This is a genomic window from Mesorhizobium denitrificans (assembly GCF_003403035.1).
Lineage (GTDB): Bacteria > Pseudomonadota > Alphaproteobacteria > Rhizobiales > Rhizobiaceae > Mesorhizobium_G > Mesorhizobium_G denitrificans.
Genome location: NZ_QURN01000005.1, coordinates 215934 through 239000 on the forward strand (window position 1 = coordinate 215934; position 23067 = coordinate 239000).

The window sequence follows — 23067 nt, forward strand, 5'->3', positions numbered from 1 at the left end:
TATCCATGCGCATCGCCTTTTACGTTGCCATCGCTGACAATGGCGTCATTGGTCATAAGGGCGGACTTCCGTGGCGACTATCCTCCGATCTCAAGCGTTTCAAAGCTGATACAATGGGCAAGCCCCTCATTATGGGGCGCAAAACCTGGGAAAGCCTGCCGCGTCGCCCCTTGCCGGGACGGCTGAATATCGTTGTTACCCGCGATCCCTCCTATGTCGCAGATGGCGCTGCGCTGGCGACTTCTGTCGATGACGCGCTGCGAATTGCGTGCGATGCGGGGGCGGACGAGATTGCGGTAATTGGTGGCGGGGATATTTTCCGCTTGCTTTTCGATCAAGCCGACAGGCTCAACGTGACGCATGTATTGGGCGAAGTGCCGGGCGATACGCATTTTCCAGCAATTTCACCGGTTGATTGGGAAGCCATCGAAAGCACGGACCATCCAGCAGGCGAGCGCGACAGCCACGCTACTCGTTACGTTGTCTACCAACGCCGCCGATACACGAGCTAGCCGCCAGCACCAAGTGAACGCAAGAAGTCCGTGATGGTGGACGGCTTTGGCGCAGGCGGGAACTGTTGCGGCTGCGCGGGAACTGCACGGCGCGGAGCAGGTTGAGGCGCCGGCGCGGGACGCTCCTGAGCGGGTGGCTGCTCTGGCCTTGCTTGTGGCGTGGGCGCCGTTTGAGGAACGACGGCTTCCACCGGCGCAGCCGGTGCCGGAGCTGGCGTGGGCACTGGCGGCGAGGTGTCTGCGGGAGCAGGATTCGGCGCAGCAGGCGGCGTTTGATCCGCCGGAGGTTCAGTTTCCGGTTGTGCAGCGCGTGCACGCTCCTCCGCCGCTTTTCGAGCTTCCTCAGCCTTGCGCGCTTCCTCGATCTTGCGCGCTTCTTCCGCCTTACGAGCCTCTTCGGCCTTACGCACTTCTTCTGCCTTACGAGCTTCTTCAGCAGCGCGGGCGCGAGCCTCTTCCTCCGCCTTGCGAGCGGCTTCTTCCTGCGCTTTGCGCGCGGCGGCTTCTTCGGCCAGACGCCGCGCCTCTTCCTCGGCTTTCACGCGGGCTTCTTCTTCAGCCTTGCGACGTGCCTCTTCTTCAAGGCGGCGCTGTTCTTCGGCAGCGCGTTTGCGCTCCAGGTCAAGCGATGCGTAATAGTTTGCCTCGCGGCGCAGACGTTGTTTTTCGAGCAGCGCGGCCTGCATAGCCTCCACCCTCGCCTGTTCAATCTCCAAAGCTCTTTGTGTGAGGAACTGGCCGAGTGGTTGAGTGTCCAGCGTGATTGCCGGACTGGCCAGCGGTCCGGCGAGCGTGAAGGCAATCGTGGGCTCTGACCCGACAAGCTTTTCGTCGCCGGGATTGTAGGCGAGCGAGCCCTTGGCTTCGACGTCGAAACGATTGAGGTCGAGTTTGATTTCACCGGTTAGCACGCTATCGGCACGCTCAAACCGGATAGGCGGGACCCGCATGACGCCGCCAGCGACAGTGAAAGCTACATCCGTATCGCCCGCGTCGAACGTAGCCTTGCGCACGATTTCCGGCGCGAAGCGCGCGGTGCGCGGTGCATCGACATCGCGGCCAATCGCATCGGCCGCTTTGATAAGTTCGGGGAAAGCAGAGGGGTCCAGCCCTTTGAACACAACGCCTTTGAGTGACGCGCTGCCGGACCCCGCCAGCGATGAAATCATGGCGCTGATGGATTTGCCGCTGGCGGTAAGACTGGCGGAAATATCGGCCGCGCCGGACAATGCAGAGGAATCCACGCCGAGCGTCGGAAGCACGTTTTCGAGCTTCGCACCGGCAAGGCGAAACTGTCCCGTAAACAGGCCGGTGGCGGCGCTATTCTTGAGGTCGAACAGGCCCGTTAGCGTGCCGTCATTGAAGCGCGCGCTAAATTCGGGAACCTTCAAACCCTCATCGTCGAGCTTGAGCGACAAGACGGCATCCTGCGCGGCGACATCTGCGCCGAAAACGAGCGAGGCCGCGCTGACATCGAGATCCGCGCGCACCGGCGCATTCATATCGGACTGGAAGGGCGCGGATGGCCAACCCTCGCCCGCGTGGTCGAAAGCATTTGGCCCAAGCACCATCTCGGCGGCTTGCCCCAGATCGATTTCGTCCGTGACCAGAGTGCCGGTGATATTCGGCAGGCCCTCGCGCACCTCGACGTTCAGGTCGCCAGAAACGGCACGGTCGGCTAGCGTGCCGCCAAGATTGCCGAGCACGAGCAACGCTTTTGCATAATCAACATCCGCCTTGAGCTTTGCGCCCATTCCTGTGCCCATGCCGGGAAAAGCAAGGCCGGACGTCATGAGCCACGGCTCGATATCGGTGGTATCCAGCGAGGCAGCGCCACGAAGACGCAAGCCATCGGCGGGCGCGGCAACCATACCGGCAAAGGAAGCTGAGCCAGTGTCCGAACTTAGTTTGATCGAAGTTTGCAGACCGGTCGCGGCAATGCCGTTGGATGTAATTTCCGCCTTTGCGGGTCCAATGAGGCCGAGCGGCAGCACAGGTGAGCCGCCAAGCGCCAGCAGCGCTGCTCCATCCTCAGCGGAGAGATTGGCTTTCACATCGAGCACTGCGGCATCGGGTTTATCGAGCGCACCAGACGCCGAAAATACCGCATCGATTGCGGTGCCGCCTGCAGTTCCCTTCGCGGTGAGGTGCAAGTTCGCCTCGTCATCATCATGCACGTTCGCATTGGCAACGACGTCGATCCGCGCGTCCTTGAGCAGGCCGGTGTAGTCCTGCGCGCTGCGCGCCATCCATGCAGCGAATTTGCTGGAGGACGATTGCTCAGCCAACTGCATGAGTGGCGCGAGGTCATCGCCAATGAGCGTGGCGTCGAGCTTGGCTTTCGGTTGCGTGCCAAGTTGTTCCACTTGTCCCGTTGCGGCAATGGAAGCGCCCGCGAGGCCGGATATGGACAGGCGATCAATATCCGCCGTCTGGTCAGACAGGCGCAGAGCAAGGGCGATATTGTCCGCAGCCTGAGGAGCATCGCCGACCGGTCCGGCCGTAAGCTTCAAATCGACATCATGATCCGTGAAACGGTTTTTCCAATCCGCATCGAAGAAGAATGACGCGAGTGCTGCGGCGGAATCATAACTGGTCGCGCCGCCATCGAGGGTGACCGCAAGATGGGGCTTTGCGCCCTGCCCTTGGGTGCGCGCAACAGTGCCTTTGAAGCGCGCGCCGCCAAGAATGAGCTCGAGATCGTTGAGCACTTGCTTATCGGGGGTAAGCTCGACATTCGCTTCGACCCCAGCGTTGGACAAGCGGCGAACCGGCGCGTCGATGTCATTTGCGAGCCAACTTGCGAAGCCGGAAGGCTGGCCAACTGCCACAAGCAATTTTCCGTTGAATCCGAGCGACGGACGCGCGGAAAAAACGCCATTCGCTTCCAGAGTCGTGCGACCCGGCAACGATGCTGTCAGCTTGTCGATGTTCCAGCCGCGCTCGGCGGTGGTGGCCGTGAAGGCAACATCGCGAACAGTTGTGCCACCGGCTACGATGGCAGGAAGTTTGATGTCCACTGCACCGGGCATTGTGGGCAGCGGAATACTGCCCAACAGGGATTCGATCGTATCAAAGCGTTGCGCCATTGTTGCATCGCTTGCGCCTTGCTGGTCGGCATCATCGCCAAGCCTGATTTGCTGCCCCGTTGCAGTGACGGAGAAGTGTGGCTCGGCACCCAATTCAACGGTCGCCGTTCCGTTAGCAACATAAGGATCATCGACCGGCCCCGCCTCGAAGCGGAATTCTTCAATCGACAGGCGCTTGTCGCCAAGCTCAAAACGACCGCTGGCGCGATTTCCTACCTGCGCCTCAGTAGCATTGCCTTGCCTGTTACCCTTCGCGGCAGGAAGGCGTTCATTGGCATGGAACTGCCCCTTATAGCTAAGCACCCCACTATTGCTGGCGGCCAAACCTTCAAGCTCGGCAGTGACCGGCAGATCAGCGGGTTCAACCTTGACTTTAAGCCGCAAGCCTTCGGCATCTGCCACGCCGGACGAGCCGGACAAGGTCGCTTTGCGTCCGTTGAAGCGCAGACTACCGTCAGCCCGCCAAGGTCCGGCAAGGCTTCGCGCAGAAACGGTGGCGTTGACCTCGGTAATCTCGCGCTGGATGCCATTTGCAGAGCGAATGCTGACTTCGCCATCCGTGATGGCGACATGCTCTAACGTGATGTTGCGAGGATCGAACGGCGTATTCGGGCGAAGCACCCAATCAACCTTGCCGTCATTGTCGATATTGATGCTGGCCTTGGGTCGTACGAGCCGCATATCGAAAATCAAAACATCGCCGCTGAGAAACGGCGCAAGCTCCGCATCCATCGAGAATTGATCGACGGTCATGGCAAGCTCACCAGAGGCATCGCGCACGCTTACATCGGAGAAGGTCACGGACGGAAAGGGCAGGATTCGAGCCGTGGCCGAGCCATTGACCTTTACCTCGCGGCCAAGAACGGCACTGGCCTCCCGCTCGAAATCCGAGCGGTAGGATGTCCAGTCAATAAAATACGGCCCCACCAGCGCGACCATAAGCGCCAGTACGATCAGGCTGCCGACAAAAACAAAAAGGCGAGCGAGCATCGACTCTCAACAACTGGCCGGGGTTTGGCTCGCTGAACAGTTACAGCGAGTTGGGCTTATCTTAAACGCTTCATTGAGCCGATAAAGCAATAAATCAATAGCGAAAGAACACCTTACCGGGGTTCATTATGTCGTGCGGGTCCAGTGCGTGCTTTATGGCAACCATGAAGTCGACGGCATCACCAAGTTCATGCCGGAGAAATCCCATTTTCCCCTGCCCTATTCCATGCTCGCCGGTGCAGGTTCCGTCCATTGCGACTGCTCGCGCGTTCAGCCGCGCCACAAAGCTTTCCGCCGCCTCGATCTCCTTTGGATCATCGGGATTCATGAGAACAAGAACGTGGAAATTGCCATCGCCGACATGGCCGACGATCGGCGCTACAAGGCTCGAACGGGCAATATCTTCCTCCGTGGCGGCAATGCATTCCGCCAGGCGAGAAATCGGCACGCACACGTCGGTGGATAAGGCTTTCGCGCCGGGACGCAGGGTTTGCGACGACCAATAGGCGTTATGTCGCGCCTTCCACAACTCGTTGCGCTCTTCCGCGACAGTCGTCCACAGAAATGGACCGCCACCGAACTCGGACGCGATTTCCCCGAAAGTTTCGGCCTGCTCAGCAACACTGGCCTCGGAGCCGTGAAATTCGAGAAACAGGCACGGACTTTCCGGGTAATTGAGCTTCGAATAAGCAATCATGGCACGCATCTGAAGCTGATTGACAAGCTCGATGCGGGCGACGGGAATGCCCATCTGAATAGTCATGATGACGGCGTTGCACGCCGCCTCCACACTCGGAAACGGACAGACGCCGCCGGAGATTGCCTGAGGGATTCCGGCGAGTTTGAGTGTCAGCGAGGTGATGATGCCCAGCGTGCCTTCTGATCCAACGAGCAGCCGCGTGAGATCGTAGCCCGCCGAACTCTTGCGCGCGCGGCTTGCAGTAGTGATGGCGCGGCCATTGGCCATGACGGCGGTCAGCGCAATAACGTTTTCGCGCATGGTGCCATAGCGCACAGCATTGGTCCCGGAAGCGCGCGTTGCCGCCATCCCGCCAAGACTGGCATTCGCGCCCGGATCAATCGGGAAAAACAGGCCACTGTCGCGCAGATGCCGATTTAGGTCTTCGCGGGTGACGCCCGGCTCGACGGTACAATCCAGATCCTCGCTGTTGACCGCAAGAATTCGGTTCATGCGGGATGTATCGACGCAGATGCCACCGCCCGGCGCATTGACATGACCTTCCAGCGACGTGCCGGTGCCATAAGCAATCACCGGCACGCGGTGCTCGGCGCAGGCGCGAACGATTTCCTGAACCTCCTCCGTATTCTCCGGAAACACGACCGCGTCGGGAGCCTGATTGGGAATGTAGGTCGTGGTGTGGCCGTGCTGCTCACGAATGGCATTGCCGGTCTGAAAGCGGTCGCCAAAACGCTGCTTCAAAATACCAAGCATCGCTGCGATACCGTTTTCGTTGCGCGCCACCGCAGCCAAGTCCTTCAAAGCCATCTTTTCCTCCATGCGCTCGACCGGCAATATTCTTATGGCTGTGTGCCGTCCGGAAGTCGAAGGAAAATAGCCATTTGCGTTGAACCAAACGCATTGTTTCGCCGTTGAATGTTACAGGTTCGCTCAACAGGCAACGGAATGAACGACGCGACAAACAGAAACGACTGGCATCAGACGGACGATTTGCACGCCCCCAGGGGCAAGGGAGACCCGTTTGCTGCTGCGATCCGCGCAACCAGAATGCCAATGCTGATTACCGATCCGAACCAGCCGGACAACCCAATCGTCTTCGCCAATGAGGCATTTTTCAAGCTGACCGGATATTCACACTGTGAAGTGATCGGCAAGAATTGTCGATTTCTGCAAGGTCCACAGACCAACTTCAACGATGTGGCAAAAATTCGGGATGCGGTTCAGAACAGGGAAGATATTGCCGTTGATTTATTGAACTACCGCAAGGATGGCAGCTCCTTTTGGAATGCCCTGTATATGAGCCCCGTGATCGATGAGTCCGGCAAACTGCTCTATTTTTTTGCTTCCCAACTGGACGTCACAGAAAGGAAGCAGGCGGAACAGGAAATTTTCCAGCAAAAGACTAGTTTTGAAGTGGCCGTGCGTGCGCGGACCAAGGAACTGGAACGCGCGCTGGAGTCCAAGAACACGCTGATCCATGAAGTGGATCATCGCGTAAAGAATAATCTGCAGATCGTCGCATCGCTGATTTTGATGCAAAGCCGAAACGTGAAGGATGAAGCGGCGCGCGACACGTTGCGTTCTGTGCTGGGCAGAATTGAAGCGCTCAGCGCGGTCCACAAGCTGCTGTACCAGAGCAATGATTTGCCGCTGCTAAACGTCGCCCACCTGGTGCGCGACCTTGTAACAAACCTTATGGCTTCGTCTGCGCGCGAAAATATTGCCGTGAGCTTCGATCTCGATGACATTGAAGTTCCAGCAGAAAAGGCGTCACCAATAGCGCTGCTGATCAATGAACTCGTGACGAACGCACTGAAACATGCGTTTGAGCCCGAGCAGCCGGGCAAGATTTACGTTCGCGTTAAGGATGGTGACGGCAAGGTGATCGTCGAAGTTGCCGACGACGGCAAGGGCTTCGAAGGCAAGGGTTCGACTGCTTCATTCGGCATGAAGCTGATCGAGTCGCTCGGGCAACAACTCAGGACTCGTGCGCAATGGGTGCCGACCAAACCCGGCACGCTCGTGCGTCTCTCAGTTCCGGCGAGCCAGATATCATAAGAGGAACGTCGCGATGAACGCACAGCCTATGAAGATATTGATAGTCGAAGATGAGGCCCTTCTCGCGCTGGAATTGGAGAGCCTGATCGAAGAGGCGGGACACAACGTAGCGGGGTGGGCGCCCGGCGTGAAGGAAGCGATGGGGATTATCGAAAGCACGCCGATCGACCTCGCCTTCATCGATGTACAGTTGCGCGACGGCGGCAGCGGCATAGATGTCGCTCGCCATTTGGGCCGATTTCCCTCGATATACTACGTGTTTCTTACCGCGAATCCGAAACGACTTCCCGAGGATCTTGCCGGAGCATGTGGTGTGATCGCAAAGCCCTATTCGATCAATGGGCTGCTGACCAGCCTGCAATATCTGGAACAAGGGATCAGGCGCCCGCCGCCAGCTGTGGCGCAACCGGAGAGTTTTACGCTCGCATCTCGGTTGTCGTCGGCTTGGGCGGCCGGTTAGTGGGCATTTTTCAGTACAAACCAGAAACATTGCTGGCCTTTCGCAGCGGAATCACTACATTCGGGCGCGATGTCCGGATTCCCCGATGATATGCCCTTCTTTGACGAAGACCCTGCGCCGCAGCCGAGTGTGCAAGCGGGCGGGATAGCTGCGCGAGCGATGGCCGCGCGGCGCGCTTCTGCGCCAAACTATCTTGAGGGCTTAAACCCCGAACAGCGCCTTGCAGTGGAGACGACCGAAGGACCAGTTCTGGTGCTGGCAGGTGCCGGGACCGGGAAGACACGTGTGCTGACGACCCGTATCGCGCATATTCTGGCAACAGGGTTGGCGTATCCGAGCCAAATACTCGCGGTGACTTTCACGAATAAAGCTGCGCGCGAAATGAAGCAGCGAATTGCCCTGCTGATTGGCGAAGGCAATGTGGAAGGTATGCCGTGGCTCGGCACGTTTCACTCGATTGGCGTGAAGCTTCTGCGCCGCCACGCCGAACTGGCTGGATTGCGGACCGATTTCACCATCCTCGATACCGACGACCAGATCAGGTTGATAAAGCAGCTTATTCAAGCGGAAGGTCTGGACGACAAGCGCTGGCCGGCGCGCCAGTTCGCCCAGATGATCGATGGATGGAAGAACAAGGGGCTTGCGCCCTCAGAGATCGCAGAGGGTGACGCGCGCGCCTTTGCAAATGGCAAGGGCCGCGAACTATACCGCGCCTATCAGGAGCGTCTCGCCACGCTGAACGCCTGCGACTTCGGCGATTTGCTGCTGCATCCGATCCGCATATTCCGCTCAAAGCCGGATGTGCTGGAGGAATATCACCGCAAATTCAAATATATCTTGGTGGACGAATATCAGGACACCAACACCGCTCAATATATGTGGCTGCGGTTGCTTGCACAAAGGCCGCGCGGACAGGGTGTCAATATTTGCTGCGTGGGCGATGACGACCAATCCATCTATGGATGGCGCGGCGCGGAAGTGGACAATATCCTGCGCTTCGACAAGGATTTTCCCGGCGCAACGGTTATTCGGCTGGAACGAAATTATCGTTCGACGGCGCATATTCTCGGCGCCGCCTCGCATTTGATTGCGCATAATGAGGGACGTCTCGGCAAAACGCTGTTCACCGACCACCCTGCCCCCGACGATCCCAAGGTGAACGTACACGCCGCCTGGGACTCGGAGGAGGAAGCGCGCGCAGTTGGCGAGGCGATAGAGCAGTATCAGCGCAAAGGCGAAAAGCTGAACGACATGGCGATCCTTGTGCGGGCGTCGTTCCAGATGCGCGAATTCGAAGACCGGTTCGTAACGCTTGGGCTGAACTATCGCGTGATCGGTGGTCCGCGCTTCTATGAGCGGCAGGAAATTCGAGACGCGATGGCGTATTTCCGCGTGGTGGCGCAACCCGCCGACGATCTGGCATTTGAGCGCATTGTGAACGTGCCGAAGCGCAAAATCGGAGAGGCAACGATCAGTCAGATTCACGCCACGGCTCGCGCACTTCGCGTCCCGATGCTGGAGGCTGCCGCCAAGCTCGCTGAAAGCGACGAGTTGAAGCCCGTGCCGCGCGCGGCTCTGCGCGAGGTGGCCGCCAATTTCGAGCGCTGGCAGAAGGCGCTGGAAACGACGCCGCATACCGAACTTGCGGAAACAATCCTAGAGGAGAGCGGCTACACGGATATGTGGAAGAACGACCGTTCCGCAGATGCGCCGGGGCGGCTGGAAAACCTCAAGGAACTGATCCGCTCGATGGAGGATTATGAGTCGCTGCGCTCGTTCCTTGAACACGTCGCACTGGTGATGGATGCGGAGAAGAACGAAGAACTCGATGCCGTTTCGATCATGACGCTGCACTCGGCCAAGGGCCTTGAATTCGAGACGGTGTATCTGCCGGGCTGGGAAGAAGGGCTTTTCCCGCATCAACGCGCGCTGGATGAAGGCGGTCGCTCCGGGTTGGAAGAAGAGCGGCGACTGGCCTATGTCGGGCTGACGCGCGCGAAAAAGAATTTGCACCTGTGGTTTGTTTCAAACCGACGCATTCACGGGCTCTGGCAATCGACAATTCCGTCGCGGTTTCTCGAAGAACTGCCGGAGCAACATGTCGAAATCGCCGATGCGGGCAATTCGTATGGCGGATATGGCCAATCCGGATTTGCAACCGGGCGCGGAGGATATGGACGACAAAACCCTTATGGAGCCTCGCGCTTCGACAGCGTTGGCGAAAAGTCGTTTTCCAACAACTACGCCACGCCGGGATGGGCGCGTGCGAAAGCAAATCGCACGGAGGCGACAGACCGGAACTGGGGCTCACGTTCCGGCCACAACTTTGAACGCATCGGTTACGGCGAAGCGGATTCTGGTTTCGGCGCGGGGCGCGGCTCCGTCAAAGGCCGGGTCATTGACGGAGAACTGGTCGCCAAATCTGTCTCGGATTTCCCTTCAGCTTTCAGCATCGGCGACCGCGTGTTTCACCAGAAGTTCGGCAACGGCAATGTCTCGGCAATCGAAGGCAACAAGCTAACCATCGACTTCGACAAGGCCGGGCAGAAGAAGGTCCTCGACGGGTTTGTGACGCCGGCTTGAGATGGAAGTCGGCGCTCGAGTAACGGCGCGCATCTCCGAAACGACACGCGCTGTTACCTTCGGTTTCCACGATCCGGTAACGCCGAAAAATTCCTTGAACCGTTCAGCCTCATAACCCCCTTCCGCAATTTGCGCGTCGGTGGGCAAATAGCCAAATGTCGGAGCTGCGCAGCCTGTGAAGAAAGTCGGCTTTGAGGCGTTGAAGCCAAGTTGGTCAAGGTAAGGCGAACAAACCTCCGCTCCGAGTGCTGTCACGCTGAACGGGCCGCAGGAAAGGGACGCGATCGGCAATGTCGAAGTAGAATCTTCCAGCAACTCAGACAGCGGCATTTCCAAGCGCTGAAATTGAAAACTTTCGGCCAAATCGACAGGACTGGCACTGGCAAGAACTTTCAGCGCGGACGCACACACTCCCTTTTCAAAAGCCTCAATGTCTCCTTTCGAGGGAGCTTTGAACATCTCGATAAAGGCCGTTCTTGCCACTGACTGAGTAATCGCGGGGCGAATGTCCCCACAGAAGCCGGGAAGGAAAATCACAGGCAGTTGTTCAAGCCCGGTCGCAGCACGGATCGCGGCCTTCACGGCGCCAGGAAACGCGGCGTTGATGGAGTTGCGGTTCGACGCCTCCACCGGGTGGCAGGGCCAACTCCATATGACCGCCAGCGGCACCCCTTCCATGGTTTGCAATTGAAAGAGCTGAAGTTCATTCGGATTTTTCCTGGACCGGTTGGGAACAAGCAAAATCTTGCCTTGCAGAAATGGAAATCGCGATTTCGGCGTAGGTATTCTCCGCCGCCTATACACCGAGAGGTTGCAAGGGAGCGAGCCGTAGGAAGCGCGAGCATCAATTCCCCGTTCTCCCAGCAGCGCGTTGATCTGCGCCGCTACGATTTTTGCCGCTTTATAGAACCAGTCATTGTCGGTCTCGCCGAGCCGAGGTTTGGACTGATCCAGAGAGGGAGCATAATGCGTGTGCGTTGCGACGAACAGTAGCTCAACGGTGGGATCGATAAGGTCGCCGCGCACGGCGTCAATGAAGCTCGAGCCGATAAACAGCGCGTCAATTCCCAGCAGAGCCACCCTTGCGGTGTTCGTTTCAAAGAGAATTACGTTGGATTCGAGTCTGGATCTTACTCCATCGGATTCTCGCAATGTAGCTGCATAACCGACGAGCGGAAGGGTTCGATCTGGCGTCAGATCGACAGAACTGGCTGCAATCATTTGTTAGGCTATTCGAATATTCTCTGTATTCTTGATAAGAAATACTTTGGTATTGACGATTTATTGTATCCCCTTAGGGAACAGCTCAAACATTTTCCATTATCGCAAATAGTAAAACGTGGATTTCTCTCCAGTACTGATTTCTCTATGTTCAATGCTGATTTTGCTCGCACAGACATCGACGAAGCTTTGCCGATCAAGCCAGCTGTTTGCTCAGAATAGACCTCGTAGAACCGTCCGAATTGCTTACTGCACCCGGGAGATTCGATTGGATGAAAGAAGCTTTCGCCACCCGATTTGTCTCGTACGCGAACGTGGCTGACATATTTCAGATAGTGTTGTTGTGATAAGCCGAGATCAAACTGGGCAAGATGCACCGTGGAGAAGCCGGGGCTTTCCTCAACGCAACCGACCAGCAACATCAACGCGTTCATTTCCGCGATCGACCGCATGGGCTCGAAGCACGCCCTGTCGCCTATATGGCCTTCCAGAATTTCGCGGGCTCTGGGTCCATAACCCGCAAACGAATGGGTCGGATGCTCTGACCGAATCGCACCCGGCAGTGAGAGGATCAATTGCGCCAACGCACCCGCATTTGAGGGGGTATCCTTGTCGGAAACAGGGATGTTTCGCTTCCAGCGAGGATACTGTTTGACGAATGCGGGAACGATGATCGTTCCACTGGATCCAAGTACGTTGCGCACCGCCTGTAGAAAGACAGTCTCAATCTCAGGTCGAGGCAGGCCGATCTTGCTGAGTGATGCCCGCATATACAGAACGTCGCCGGAAACAGCTCCGAGAGATCGAATTTGCTCTTCGAACCCAGCGATTTTCAATACCACTCACCCCTAACGCAACAGGCAAATTGAATTCAAAGTTGCTATATTAGCATATATTTGTTGTCAATCCGGGAGTTACGCGAGTTCTTCTTAATTCGCAAACCGAAGTATAAAGCGTTTCGGCAGCAAAAACCGACATTCTATGGTGCACCAATGATCCAGCACGGCTCGGCGCTTTTTTCGAATGCGGACATCGTTGAACTGATCGATTTCCGGCACGCGTTGCATCTCTCGCCGGAGATTTCGGGCGAGGAGCGTGACACGGCTCGGCGCGTCGTGCGGTTTCTGCAAGCGGCACGGCCTGATCGCATAATCACTGAACTCGGCGGACATGGTGTTGCGGCGATTTTTGACAGCGGGAAACCGGGGCCAACGGCGATGTTCCGCTGCGAACTGGATGCACTGCCGATTCAGGAGATTTCAGACTCGTCTTATCGCTCCGAAGTGCCGGGCAAAGGCCATCTGTGTGGCCATGATGGACACATGACAATTCTAGCCGCGCTGGCGCGGGCACTCCATCGCGAGCCGCCCAGGCACGGGCGCGCGGTGCTGCTGTTTCAGCCTGCAGAGGAGAACGGCGCGGGCGCGGCGGCGGTTATTGCTGACCCCAAATTCGCAGAAATCGAGCCGGACTACGCATTTGCCTTGCACAACATGCCCGGCCTGCCGCTGGGGTTTGCAACGCTTTCGGCCGGACCGGCGAATTGCGCTTCTCGCGGAATGCGCATTTCGCTGTCAGGCAAGACTTCGCACGCCTCGGTGCCGGAAGCTGGCCGTTCGCCTATGCGGGCGGTCGCCGATCTGATGCCGGCACTAACCGCATTGGGCAAAGGCGGCGCGCTGGACGAAAACTATCGGCTGGTGACGGTTACGCACGCGAGAATGGGCGAACCGGCATTTGGCATCGCGCCTGGTTACGCGGAAATCTGGGCAACCTTGCGTACACTGCGCGATGAAAAAATGGACGCAATGTGTGCCGAAGCTGAGGCTCTCGTGCGCGAGAGCGCGTCGCGTTGTGGGCTTGGGATCGAAATTACTTATCACGATGTTTTCCATCACTGCGACAACGACGCGGAAGCGGTGAAACTGCTCCGGCAAGCGTTCGACGACGAAGGCGTGTCGCATGGTGAAAGCGACCCCATGCGCGGCTCGGAAGATTTTGGGTTGTTCGGACGCTCGGCAAAGGCTGCGATGTTTCTGTTCGGATCAGGAGAAAACACGCCGCAACTTCACAACCCGGATTTTGATTTTCCAGATGCATTGATCGAGCCGGGCGCGCGCATTTTCATGCGCGTCGCTGCTAATTTGCTGGGATAGCTTCGCGCTGCCCCTCATCCGACCCTTCGGGAGAAGGAAAAAGAGGGTAAGGATTAGGCTGAGTGCGTGGTCTTCGGCTTGGTCGTGTTTTTGCGCGCGCGGGAATTGGCGCGCTGCGGCTTTTCATCGTCAGAAAGCGAGCTAGGTGCCTCACCCTTTTCGGCGCGTTTGGCTGCCTGTTCGCATTTGCGGCGGATTTCCTCGACTTCGCTCTCAGTAAGGTGCTCGATGCCGATGAAGTGGTTCCCCGCCTCGCCGACGCGGATTAGTTCATCAAGCTTGGCCTGAATGGCTGCTCCGTCGCGGTTTTGCGTGTTTTGAATAAGGAACACCATCAGGAAGGTCACGATTGTTGTGCCGGTGTTGATGATAAGCTGCCACGTATCAGAAAAATCGAAGACCGGGCCGCTCACCGCCCAAATAACCACGATGGATACGCAGAGTATAAACGCAATCGGAGTACCGGTTGCGTAAGCAACCTTATTCGCGATGCGTGTAAAGATTTTTTCCATGGAGATCGTTTCGCTCGACAATGCGCGAGACAGAAACGAGCTTCTGTGGTTCAGGTTCCCTGCCCTGCTGTGCCTTCCCAGCGTTCAAGAAACAATTCGATAGAAAAATTCTGCATATCCGGAATTGCCTCGAAAAGCCGCGCGACCGGCCAATCCCACCATTGCAGGCGCTCAATGCGTTCGGCAATTGGCTGGCTGAAACGGGAACGGATCGGCTTGGCGGGACTTCCGGCAACGATTTGATAGGATGCGACATCGCGCGTTACCACCGCATTCGCGCCGATCACTGCGCCGTTGCCTACGGCTACACCGGGCATAATGACCGCGCCGTGACCGATCCAGACATCGTGACCGATACGCACGCGCTTGGACTGGCGACGCTCGCGAAAGGCGGCATCCACGCCCTGATAGCGAAAATATTCGTTCGGCCTGTAGCTGATCTTGTGCTGGGTGATGCGCTCAATCGGATGTTCAAGCGCGTTGATGCGGGTGTTGGCCGCGATGGAGCAAAACTTGCCGATGTCTGCATAAATGGCTTCGGCGTGGCGCTCAAAATAAGTGAAGTCGCCGACAATGACCTCGCGAAGCACGCAGCGCTCGCCGATGGACGCGTATTTACCAAGACGGCAGGATTTAAGCTCTGCTGTCGAGTGAATACGGGGCTGCGGGTCCTGAAAGCGAAGCGCGTCGTCCATAAGTTCGATTAGCGCGAACGCGCGGCAGGCGCTACTGCGGTTGGCCTTTTTCCCAGACGACATTCTGACCGAACAGCGGAACGGTAGAAATCGCCATTTTGGCCGAACCATCCTGAACCTGCCGCGAATGCGACAGATAAATGAGGGTGTTGTTAGCCTTGTCGTAAATGCGATTCACGACCTGCTTCTTCCAGATCAGGCTGATGCCCTGCTTGAAAACCTCTTCGCCGCCCTGGTCTAGATCGATTTCGCCAATCTTGATCGGGCCAGTTTGATTGCAGGAAATGGCGGTGTCAGACGGATCCTCGAACCAGTTGCCTTTCTGCAGGCGGTCCACAATGCCACGCTCAAAATAAGAAACATGGCAAGTTACGCCCTCAACTTTGGGGTCTTTGATGGCTTCGACCATGATGTCATTGCCAAACCAGTCAACGCCAACCTGGCCGACTTGATCGGCATAGGCCGGGGCGGCGAAAATCGCGGCTGAAGCTACGGCCAAGGCCGCCAAGACATTGCGCATCGAGTGCTCCCTGATGAACTGCGGTTCGATGCGCCACAGATGGGATATCTGCACGGCCGGTGCAAGTATCAGGCCGCAGGCACCATCATGCGCCGCAGAACTTTTGTCTTCCAAACGAAGTGATGCGCCAACGCCCCCAGCACATGCAGGCCAATCAGCGGCAGCAGAATTGTTTTCGCGATGAGATGCACCTGAATGGACGCGCTCGCGCCGAAAACCCAGCCCGCCAGGCCGGAAATGGGCAGGACGATCAGCAGCAGATAAAGCGCGATATGCGCGAGCTTGGCCAGCCATTGCAGCGCCACCGGCTCAGTTGGGTCGGCAGGCGGAGCACCATATTTGAGCCGTAGCCAGATCCGCACCGCCATGAGCAACAATACTGCCACGCCAGCGACGATGTGAGCCAATGCGAGCGGGGAAAATGCATCGCCAACGACACCATCACGTCGAAATGCACGCCACGCCTGCCCGATGCCATCCGAGGCCAAAAACTGGAAGGCGATAAGTGCTGCGATCGTCCAATGCAGCGCGATTTGAAAGCCCGAATATCCGGTGGATGTTTTCATTCTGATGGTCCAAACCTGACAGCGACGATATGGTGCCTTTCTTTGCAAAGGCGTGCATCTTATATTTTTGTAATGAAACCTAGTTCAAAGACCATGATCTGGACAGGCGGCAAGGTGGCGCTGGCAGCGGCACTGCTGGCTGGTATTACCGGCATCGCATTCGCTGGGTGGATGAACAACGCGGACGGAATTTTCCTTTCCGTGGTTGAATCCGGCCTCGCCTGGTGCATGTAAGCTACTGATCTCACGACAAAACTGGAAATTATCGTATGATGCGCTTCATTCTGGCCGGCATTATTTTTCTGATGGCAATCGCTGTCGGCTGGATGACTTTTGACTGGTACCGCACGACACATGGCGAGGAAGCTTTTGGCGGAAAGTTTCAGCTTGTTGACAGTCGCGGCGCGGCAATCGATGAGCAGGCATTTCGCGGCCACCCAACGATAGTGTTCTTCGGCTTTACGCATTGCCCGGAAGTTTGCCCAACGACTCTGGTCGAAATGGATGGTTGGCTGAAAACGCTCGGCGATGAAGGCAAGAACATTCACGCCTATTTCGTTTCGGTCGATCCCGAACGCGACACGCCGCAGGTGATGAATGATTATGTGACCAACGTTTCCAGCCGCATCATGGGGATCACCGGCGACCCAGCGAAGGTCGACCAGATGGTCAAGGACTTCAAAATCTATGCGCGGAAAGTGCCGACGGATGGCGGCGACTACACCATGGATCACACAGCGTCTGTTCTGCTGCTTGGCAGTAACGGACAGTTCTTCGGGACAATCGCCTATGGCGAAAATCAGGATACAGCGCTTGCCAAGCTGAAAAGACTGGCGGCGGAAGGCTGATTTCGGCTATCGCCGCTCCATGACCCAGACACGCATCTTTGCTCGCATGAACCGCGCCGATGTCGAGCGCGCCTTTGCCGCTCTCGAATTGGATTTCGAAGATGTCGGCCATCCAATCGCAATCCTCGAAGTTGATGAGGATGCGGATATTCACGAGCTTTCGATCTATGTGGAGCACGACCCGGATGAGGTGCGCGCGGCGACCGCGCGGCGGCTGCAGGAGCTTTCCATCTCCGCGCCGCTGGAAGTCGAAGTGCTGCCGGACATCGACTGGGTCGCCAAGTCGCTGGAAGGGCTGAAGCCGGTGCGCGCAGGACGGTTCCTCGTTCACGGCTCGCACGATCGCGAAAAGCGGCACATCGGCGACATTGCCATCGAGATTGAGGCCGGGCTGGCGTTCGGTACGGGCCATCACGGCACCACGGCGGGGTGTCTCGAAATGATCGAACGCGTCGTGCGACGCGAGAATCCGCGCAACGCGCTGGACCTTGGCACCGGCAGCGCGGTTCTGGCCATTGCTCTCGCAAAGTTGGCGCATATTCCAGTGCTTGCCACAGACATTGACCCTATAGCCACGAAGGTCGCGCACGAAAATGCGCGACTAAATGGGGTTGGCGCGTATGTCGAGGCGTTGACCGCGACTGGCTTTGGCAATCCCGCTTTTGCGCGGCGCGCGCCGTTTGATCTGATCGTTGCAAATATTCTTGCGAGGCCACTGATGCGGCTGGCACCACAAATGGCGCGGTTTATTCTTCCGGGCGGATCCGTGATACTTTCCGGCATTCTGGATCGCCAGCGTGATGCAGTGATTTCGGCCTATGTCGGCCAATCGTTCCGCCACATTACCACCCTGCATCGCGAAGGCTGGGTGACACTTCATCTCAAGCGCTAAAAGCGTGCTGCCCGTTTGAGCGCAGCGCGGTCATGACCTTTTGTACCCGGCAATAAAAACCGGAACGCAAGGCATCTACGCACAGAGCACATAGCTTTGATTTCGGACGGGACTTCGGATAGCACTTGCCGCGAAGGCGGAGAATTGAAGCCCATGTATGAAGCGCAGTTTCAGGATTTTGAAGTCACCGGCGATCCCTCGGTCGGCGTGCCTCGCGTGGCGTTGCTGCGCGAATGGCTGGCAAAGCACGATCTCGATGGGTTTATCGTGCCGCGCTCCGATGAACATCAGGGCGAGTACGTCGCCCCCTGCTCCGAACGGCTGCGCTGGCTGACCGGGTTTTCCGGTTCGGCGGGGGTGGCAATCGTATTGCGCGACCGGGCGGTAATTTTCGTAGATGGTCGCTACACGCTTCAAGTGCGGCACCAGGCCGATATGAACCTGTTCAAGGTCGAAAGTCTGGTTGAAAACCCGCCTGCGCAATGGCTGGCCGAAAATGTCGGCAAGGGCGCGCGAATTGCCTTCGACCCTTGGCTGCACACTATTGCAGAGGCGGCGGCGATGCGCAGGTCTACCGCGCGCGCAGGCGCTGAATTGCTGCCGCTGGAGCAAAATCCGATTGATGCCATCTGGAAGGATCGCCCTCGGCCGCCGCTGGGCGCGGTTACGCTTCAGCCAAATGAGTTGGCAGGAGAGCTGGCGCGCGACAAGCTGGCAAGGCTCGCGGAGGCGGTTGCCAAGCAAGGCGCTGACTATGCGGTGCTGACAGATCCTTCCTCAATTGCCTGGGCCTTCAACATTCGCGGTGCCGATGTACCGCACACACCGCTGGCGCTGGGCTTTGCTGTGATCGCGGCAAAAGGGCCGCATCTGCTTTTCATCGACGAGCGCAAGCTCGGGATTGAGGCCGAGGCCTATCTGACCCAACTGGCCGATCTGCGCGCGCCCGATTCATTGGAAGGTGAAATTGCGAAACTGGCGAAAGCCGGTTCGCGGATCTCGCTCGACCCTGTGCTGGCCGCCGACCGACTGCGCATGATCGTGGAGGGCAATGGCGGTAAGGTTGTCGAAGCGGCGGACCCGGCCCGCTTGCCCCGCGCGACAAAAAAAGAGGCGGAGCTGGCTGGTTCGCGCGCCGCACATCGGCGCGACGGCGCGGCAGTGGTACGGTTCCTGTGCTGGCTGGATGCGCAGCAGCCCGGCACTATTGATGAGATAACCGCCGTGACACGGCTTGAAGAAGCGCGCCATCGTGTTGGCGAAGAAACGCAGCGCGCGCTGAAAGATGTCTCGTTCGAGACGATTTCAGGTTCAGGTCCGAATGGCGCTATCATCCACTATCGCGTCTCGCGCGCGTCTAATCGCCAGCTCGGCAAGGACGAATTGTTCCTGCTCGATTCCGGCGCGCAATATCAAGACGGTACGACCGACATAACGCGCACAATCGCTATCGGTACGCCAAGCGATGAAATGCGCGAGCGGTTCACGCTGGTTCTGCAAGGGCTTATGGCGATTTCGCGGCTGCGCTTTCCGCCCGGAACGCGAGGCTCCGACCTCGACGCATTCGCGCGCTACGCGTTGTGGCAGCATGGATTCGACTACGCGCACGGCACCGGTCACGGCGTGGGATCATATCTGGCGGTGCACGAAGGCCCGCAACGGCTGGCGAAAACCGGCACGGAAAAGCTGCTGACCGGCATGATACTTTCCAACGAGCCAGGGTACTATAAGGAAGGCCATTACGGCATTCGCTGCGAAAACCTGATCGTGGTCGATGCGCCGAGCAAGATTGAGAACGGCGATATTGAAATGCACAGCTTCGAGACGCTGACCCTTGCGCCATTCGACAGGCGGTTGGTGCGCGCGGACCTGCTGAGCACCGGAGAACTGAGTTGGCTCAATGCATATCACGCACGCGTACTGGCCGAGATCGGCCCGATGGTCGATGGCGAAACGCTGAAATGGCTGGAGGCAGCGACCGCGCCGATCGGGTAATCCGTCAGGTAAAATTGCGGAGCAGGATAAGCACCAAGGCGCCGGTGATAAACATCGTCATGATGCCGCCTCGCAGCGCGACAAGACCGGCAACGACAATCGCTATCATTTCCCGTGGTCCGGCGCTAAGCAATGACGGCGCGACGAGCGTAGTCAAAACCGCAGCAGGTACAGCGTTGAGTGCCGCTTCAATGCGCGGATGGATCGTTTCAAACCGCGACAACACGAGATGGCCGCCAACGCGCGTGAAATAGGTCGCGATAGCCGAGGCGATGATGATCCAGATCGTTTCGTTCATGGCCTATGCCTTTTGCGAAGATGGCGGCACGATGAGCGCCAGAATTATGCCTGCCAGCGCACCTAGCGAAACGTGCCAAGGCGAGCCGACAAATTTGTAGGCGATCATGGATGCGACGCCGCTGACCAGAACCAGCGGCAACCACATGGGCCGCTTGCGGAAGCCCATGACGATGCCAAGGAAATAAATCGGCAACAGGAAATCCAGCCCGATTGCATGCGGGTCCGGTATGAGCCGTCCGAACAGCGCACCGGCGAGCGTTGCCATATTCCAGAAAACATAGATGCAGAGGCCCATTCCGAAATACCAGGCGAAGGGAACACGCTCCCGCTGCGCGCGGCTTTCAGCTTCCGCAAACTGAGGATCAGTCAGCAGAAAATAGGCCAAAGCCTGCTGCCAGAGCGGCCAATGCGCAAAATGACGGCCAATTGCCGCCGAATACAGCACGTGCCGGAAATTCACGGCAAAGATCGAAAGCACAATGAGCCAAGGCGCAATTTTATGGCCAAAAAGCTCAATGCCAACCATCTGGCTTGCGCCGCCGAAAACGGTCATGCTCATGAACAGCGCGTCAAACGGCGTCAGGCCATTGTCGATGGCCAGCGCGCCAAACAGCACCGCGAAAGGCGACGAAGCGACGACGACAGGAATGGCCCGACGCGCGCCATCGAGAAACTCGGAAAGCGAGGATCTTCGCGCAGGCAATTGAGTAATTATTTCGGCTGACATTTCCAGACTCCAAGAGCCTGCTAGGTAGGGACGACGCGCTGCAATGTCACGCGAATTTCGCTGAACCTTTCGGTGAGCGCGATTGATGGATCAGCCAGCAACCCGCTCGAACCATTGATCCTCGGTGATGACTTCAATGCCTAATTCGGTCGCGAGTTTGAGTTTGGAACCCGCGCCGGGGCCAGCAACGACGAGATCGGTTTTCTTGGACACAGAACCGGAAACTTTTGCACCGAGCTTTTCGGCCATCGCCTTGGCCTCGTCGCGCGACATTTTTTCCAACGAACCGGTGAAAACCACGGTCTTGCCGGCTACAGGCGAAGAGCTTGCGGCAATGCGCTCCTCATCACGCGGCGTCACTTCAGCGAGCAACGCATTCAGCACTTCGCGATTGTGTTCTTCGCCGAAGAAATCGACCACGGCTTCGGCAACCACATCGCCGATGCCGGAAACGGAGCGCAATTCCTGCCACGCGGCGTTGCCCGGATCGCCTTTGCCCTGTGGTGCGACGGCTTGCTCGCCTGCCTCTCGCAAAGCTGCGAAGCCGATGAAATGCCGCGCGAGGCGCTTGGAATTGGTTTCGCCAACATGGCGGAGGCCAAGCCCGTGCAGGAAGCGCCAAAAATCTATCGTACGGCGGTCGTCTATCGCGTCGAAAAGCTTGCGCACGGATGTTGTGCCGAAGCCCTCAATGTTCTCCAGCTTGGTGAGCGATTCGGCCTGCCGCTTGCGCAGCGTGAAAATATCGGCCGGGGAGTGGATGGAAAGCGCGGGATCCTCGGCGTTGAAGAAGAACTCGATCTGCTTTTCACCAAGACCTTCAATGTCGAACGCGCCGCGCGAAACGAAATGACGGAGCCGCTCGACGGCTTGAGCCTTGCAGATGAGACCACCGGTACAACGGCGCACCGCCTCGCCATCTTCGCGAACCGCATGACTCCCGCAAACCGGACAGGTGTGCGGGAACTCGTATGGCGCAGCATCAGCGGGGCGCTTGTCGAGTTCCACGCCGAGAACCTGCGGGATGACGTCCCCTGCCCGCTGGATGCGCACCGTATCGCCAACGCGAATATCGAGGCTCTTGATGTAATCCTCATTGTGCAAGGTTGCGTTGGTTACAACGACGCCGCCAACAGTCACAGGCGCGAGACGCGCAACCGGCGTAAGCGCGCCGGTGCGGCCCACCTGAATGTCTATGCCGGTGAGAACCGTCGAAGCCTTTTCGGCGGGGAATTTATGCGCGATGGCCCAGCGCGGCGAGCGGGATACAAAGCCAAGCCTACTCTGCAGTTCAAGGCTATCCACTTTGTAGACGACACCGTCAATATCATAGCCGAGCGTGGCTCGCTGCTCCTCAACCGCCCGGTAATGGGCCAGCATGTCGTCGACATTGTCGAACAGCCGCATCAACGGATTTGTCTTGAAACCATAGCTCGCGAATGCTGCGACCATGCCCATCTGCGTGTCGGCAGGCATTTTGCTGACCTCCCCCCACGCATAGGCAAAGAAGCGGAGCGGACGGCTGGCGGTGATCGACGTATCCAACTGACGCAGCGAGCCAGCAGCCGCATTGCGCGGGTTAGCGAAAATCTGCTTTTCCGCCGCAGCATTACGGCGGTTAAGCTCGGCAAAATCTGCATGGCTCATATAGACCTCGCCGCGCACCTCCAGAATGTCGGGTGCATCGCCGGAAAGCACATTCGGAATGTCGGTGATGGTGCGCGCATTGGCGGTGACGTTTTCACCGACCGCTCCGTCGCCACGGGTCGCCGCCGACACGAGCCGGCCAGACTCATAGCGAAGAGAGAGGGACAGGCCATCGATTTTCGGCTCTGCGGTGATCGGAACCGGTTGATGCGGCGCGAGACGCAAAAAGCGGCGGATACGCTCAACGAACTCGCGAACGTCTTGATCACTGAAAGCATTGTCCAGCGACAGCATAGGCACCGCATGGGCGACCTTGGCGAACTTGGCGGATACGGCAGCACCGACCTTACGAGACGGTGAATCCTCGCGGACCAACGCGGGAAATCGTTGCTCGATTGCCAAATTGCGCCGGCGCAACGCGTCATACTCGGCGTCTGAAACGGTGGGCGCGTCCTCGGCATAATAGCGTTCGTCGTGACCGGAAATTTCCAGCGCGAGACGCGCAAGCTCTTCCGCAGCTTCGATTTCGTCCAGTGCCTCGACGGATTTCAACTTGTCGGACATGGGCGTTTCTCCGCTTCCATTCGAGCCGGACT

General features: G+C 58.0%; 20 protein-coding genes. 9 read left to right on the forward strand and 11 right to left on the reverse strand.

What is annotated here, in order from left to right:
- Positions 1-5: 5 nt before the first annotated feature.
- Positions 6-512, forward strand: coding sequence for a dihydrofolate reductase (locus tag DY251_RS07950; protein ID WP_116623340.1), 507 nt, complete (start codon positions 6-8; stop codon positions 510-512).
- Here DY251_RS07950 and DY251_RS07955 read toward each other — a convergent pair.
- Together DY251_RS07955 and DY251_RS07960 are read right to left on the reverse strand one after the other, a co-directional pair.
- On the reverse strand, positions 509-4591 hold the full coding sequence (locus DY251_RS07955; protein ID WP_116623341.1) for an AsmA family protein: 4083 nt from the start codon (positions 4589-4591) through the stop codon (positions 509-511). The genes DY251_RS07950 and DY251_RS07955 overlap by 4 nt on opposite strands.
- A gap of 94 nt (positions 4592-4685) precedes the next feature.
- Positions 4686-6098, reverse strand: coding sequence for an FAD-binding oxidoreductase (locus DY251_RS07960; RefSeq protein WP_116623462.1), 1413 nt, complete (start codon positions 6096-6098; stop codon positions 4686-4688).
- A gap of 138 nt (positions 6099-6236) precedes the next feature.
- Between DY251_RS07960 and DY251_RS07965 the strand changes: the two genes are divergently transcribed.
- The 3 genes from DY251_RS07965 to DY251_RS07975 all read left to right on the forward strand — a co-directional run bounded on the left by DY251_RS07965 (position 6237) and on the right by DY251_RS07975 (position 10392).
- Positions 6237-7349: a histidine kinase dimerization/phosphoacceptor domain -containing protein gene (locus DY251_RS07965; protein WP_116623463.1), complete on the forward strand. Its 1113-nt coding sequence runs from the start codon at positions 6237-6239 to the stop codon at positions 7347-7349.
- A gap of 13 nt (positions 7350-7362) precedes the next feature.
- Positions 7363-7809: a response regulator gene (locus DY251_RS07970; protein ID WP_116623342.1), complete on the forward strand. Its 447-nt coding sequence runs from the start codon at positions 7363-7365 to the stop codon at positions 7807-7809.
- A gap of 69 nt (positions 7810-7878) precedes the next feature.
- Positions 7879-10392 carry an ATP-dependent helicase gene (locus DY251_RS07975; RefSeq protein WP_116623343.1) on the forward strand — a complete coding sequence of 838 codons (2514 nt, stop codon included), beginning with the start codon at positions 7879-7881 and terminating at the stop codon, positions 10390-10392.
- Here the strand turns inward: DY251_RS07975 and DY251_RS07980 are convergent.
- Together DY251_RS07980 and DY251_RS07985 are read right to left on the reverse strand one after the other, a co-directional pair.
- Positions 10327-11613: a hypothetical protein gene (locus tag DY251_RS07980; protein WP_116623344.1), complete on the reverse strand. Its 1287-nt coding sequence runs from the start codon at positions 11611-11613 to the stop codon at positions 10327-10329. The two genes, DY251_RS07975 and DY251_RS07980, sit on opposite strands and share 66 nt — an antisense overlap.
- Positions 11614-11621: 8 nt before the next feature.
- Positions 11622-12449, reverse strand: a complete 828-nt coding sequence (locus DY251_RS07985; RefSeq protein ID WP_116623345.1) for an AAC(3) family N-acetyltransferase — start codon at positions 12447-12449, stop codon at positions 11622-11624.
- Positions 12450-12605: 156 nt separating this feature from the next.
- Between DY251_RS07985 and DY251_RS07990 the strand changes: the two genes are divergently transcribed.
- A complete protein-coding gene (locus tag DY251_RS07990) occupies positions 12606-13769 on the forward strand; it encodes an amidohydrolase (RefSeq protein WP_116623346.1) in 1164 nt (387 codons plus the stop codon).
- 53 nt (positions 13770-13822) lie between these two features.
- Here DY251_RS07990 and DY251_RS07995 read toward each other — a convergent pair whose 3' ends face one another.
- The 4 genes from DY251_RS07995 to DY251_RS08010 form a co-directional block, all read right to left on the reverse strand.
- The gene (locus tag DY251_RS07995) at positions 13823-14281 is read right to left on the reverse strand and encodes a low affinity iron permease family protein (protein ID WP_116623347.1); all 459 of its coding nucleotides are present in this window, start codon (positions 14279-14281) and stop codon (positions 13823-13825) included.
- A 50-nt stretch (positions 14282-14331) separates the two neighbouring features.
- Complete coding sequence (locus tag DY251_RS08000) at positions 14332-14976, reverse strand: DapH/DapD/GlmU-related protein (RefSeq protein WP_116623464.1); 645 nt, start codon at positions 14974-14976, stop codon at positions 14332-14334.
- A gap of 31 nt (positions 14977-15007) precedes the next feature.
- Entirely contained in the window at positions 15008-15496 is a 489-nt protein-coding gene (locus DY251_RS08005; RefSeq protein ID WP_116623465.1) for a CreA family protein, read from the reverse strand.
- 68 nt (positions 15497-15564) lie between these two features.
- Positions 15565-16062, reverse strand: coding sequence for a cytochrome b (locus tag DY251_RS08010; RefSeq protein WP_116623348.1), 498 nt, complete (start codon positions 16060-16062; stop codon positions 15565-15567).
- 72 nt (positions 16063-16134) lie between these two features.
- Between DY251_RS08010 and DY251_RS21440 the strand changes: the two genes are divergently transcribed.
- The 4 genes from DY251_RS21440 (at position 16135) to DY251_RS08025 (ending at position 19797) form a co-directional block, all read left to right on the forward strand.
- Entirely contained in the window at positions 16135-16296 is a 162-nt protein-coding gene (locus DY251_RS21440; protein ID WP_158553233.1) for a hypothetical protein, read from the forward strand.
- A gap of 35 nt (positions 16297-16331) precedes the next feature.
- Positions 16332-16910, forward strand: a complete 579-nt coding sequence (locus DY251_RS08015) for an SCO family protein (protein WP_116623349.1) — start codon at positions 16332-16334, stop codon at positions 16908-16910.
- Between the two features lie 19 nt (positions 16911-16929).
- Positions 16930-17802 (forward strand): 50S ribosomal protein L11 methyltransferase, encoded by an 873-nt coding sequence (locus tag DY251_RS08020; protein WP_116623350.1) that lies wholly within the window; start codon positions 16930-16932, stop codon positions 17800-17802.
- Positions 17803-17955: 153 nt separating this feature from the next.
- The gene (locus DY251_RS08025; protein WP_116623351.1) at positions 17956-19797 is read left to right on the forward strand and encodes an aminopeptidase P family protein; all 1842 of its coding nucleotides are present in this window, start codon (positions 17956-17958) and stop codon (positions 19795-19797) included.
- Between the two features lie 4 nt (positions 19798-19801).
- On the opposite strand, the gene DY251_RS08030 is transcribed toward DY251_RS08025, so the two are convergent.
- From DY251_RS08030 to ligA, 3 genes are all read right to left on the reverse strand, one after another.
- Complete coding sequence (locus DY251_RS08030) at positions 19802-20095, reverse strand: AzlD family protein (protein ID WP_116623352.1); 294 nt, start codon at positions 20093-20095, stop codon at positions 19802-19804.
- A 3-nt stretch (positions 20096-20098) separates the two neighbouring features.
- Positions 20099-20824, reverse strand: a complete 726-nt coding sequence (locus DY251_RS08035) for an AzlC family ABC transporter permease (RefSeq protein ID WP_116623353.1) — start codon at positions 20822-20824, stop codon at positions 20099-20101.
- A gap of 90 nt (positions 20825-20914) precedes the next feature.
- Entirely contained in the window at positions 20915-23035 is a 2121-nt protein-coding gene (ligA, locus tag DY251_RS08040; protein WP_116623354.1) for an NAD-dependent DNA ligase LigA, read from the reverse strand.
- Positions 23036-23067 lie beyond the last annotated feature (32 nt).

Coding starts and splice junctions, on each gene's coding strand:
- DY251_RS08035 (WP_116623353.1), bottom strand. CDS start 20,824: ATGTCAGCCGAAATAATTACTCAATTGCCTGCGCGAAGATCCTCGCTT.
- ligA (WP_116623354.1), bottom strand. CDS start 23,035: ATGTCCGACAAGTTGAAATCCGTCGAGGCACTGGACGAAATCGAAGCT.
- DY251_RS08020 (WP_116623350.1), top strand. CDS start 16,930: ATGACCCAGACACGCATCTTTGCTCGCATGAACCGCGCCGATGTCGAG.
- DY251_RS07975 (WP_116623343.1), top strand. CDS start 7,879: ATGTCCGGATTCCCCGATGATATGCCCTTCTTTGACGAAGACCCTGCG.
- DY251_RS07955 (WP_116623341.1), bottom strand. CDS start 4,591: ATGCTCGCTCGCCTTTTTGTTTTTGTCGGCAGCCTGATCGTACTGGCG.
- DY251_RS07950 (WP_116623340.1), top strand. CDS start 6: ATGCGCATCGCCTTTTACGTTGCCATCGCTGACAATGGCGTCATTGGT.
- DY251_RS07965 (WP_116623463.1), top strand. CDS start 6,237: ATGAACGACGCGACAAACAGAAACGACTGGCATCAGACGGACGATTTG.
- DY251_RS07990 (WP_116623346.1), top strand. CDS start 12,606: ATGATCCAGCACGGCTCGGCGCTTTTTTCGAATGCGGACATCGTTGAA.
- DY251_RS07970 (WP_116623342.1), top strand. CDS start 7,363: ATGAACGCACAGCCTATGAAGATATTGATAGTCGAAGATGAGGCCCTT.
- DY251_RS08015 (WP_116623349.1), top strand. CDS start 16,332: ATGATGCGCTTCATTCTGGCCGGCATTATTTTTCTGATGGCAATCGCT.
- DY251_RS08025 (WP_116623351.1), top strand. CDS start 17,956: ATGTATGAAGCGCAGTTTCAGGATTTTGAAGTCACCGGCGATCCCTCG.
- DY251_RS07980 (WP_116623344.1), bottom strand. CDS start 11,613: ATGATTGCAGCCAGTTCTGTCGATCTGACGCCAGATCGAACCCTTCCG.
- DY251_RS08030 (WP_116623352.1), bottom strand. CDS start 20,095: ATGAACGAAACGATCTGGATCATCATCGCCTCGGCTATCGCGACCTAT.
- DY251_RS21440 (WP_158553233.1), top strand. CDS start 16,135: ATGAAACCTAGTTCAAAGACCATGATCTGGACAGGCGGCAAGGTGGCG.
- DY251_RS08000 (WP_116623464.1), bottom strand. CDS start 14,976: ATGGACGACGCGCTTCGCTTTCAGGACCCGCAGCCCCGTATTCACTCG.
- DY251_RS08010 (WP_116623348.1), bottom strand. CDS start 16,062: ATGAAAACATCCACCGGATATTCGGGCTTTCAAATCGCGCTGCATTGG.
- DY251_RS07960 (WP_116623462.1), bottom strand. CDS start 6,098: ATGGCTTTGAAGGACTTGGCTGCGGTGGCGCGCAACGAAAACGGTATC.
- DY251_RS07995 (WP_116623347.1), bottom strand. CDS start 14,281: ATGGAAAAAATCTTTACACGCATCGCGAATAAGGTTGCTTACGCAACC.
- DY251_RS08005 (WP_116623465.1), bottom strand. CDS start 15,496: ATGCGCAATGTCTTGGCGGCCTTGGCCGTAGCTTCAGCCGCGATTTTC.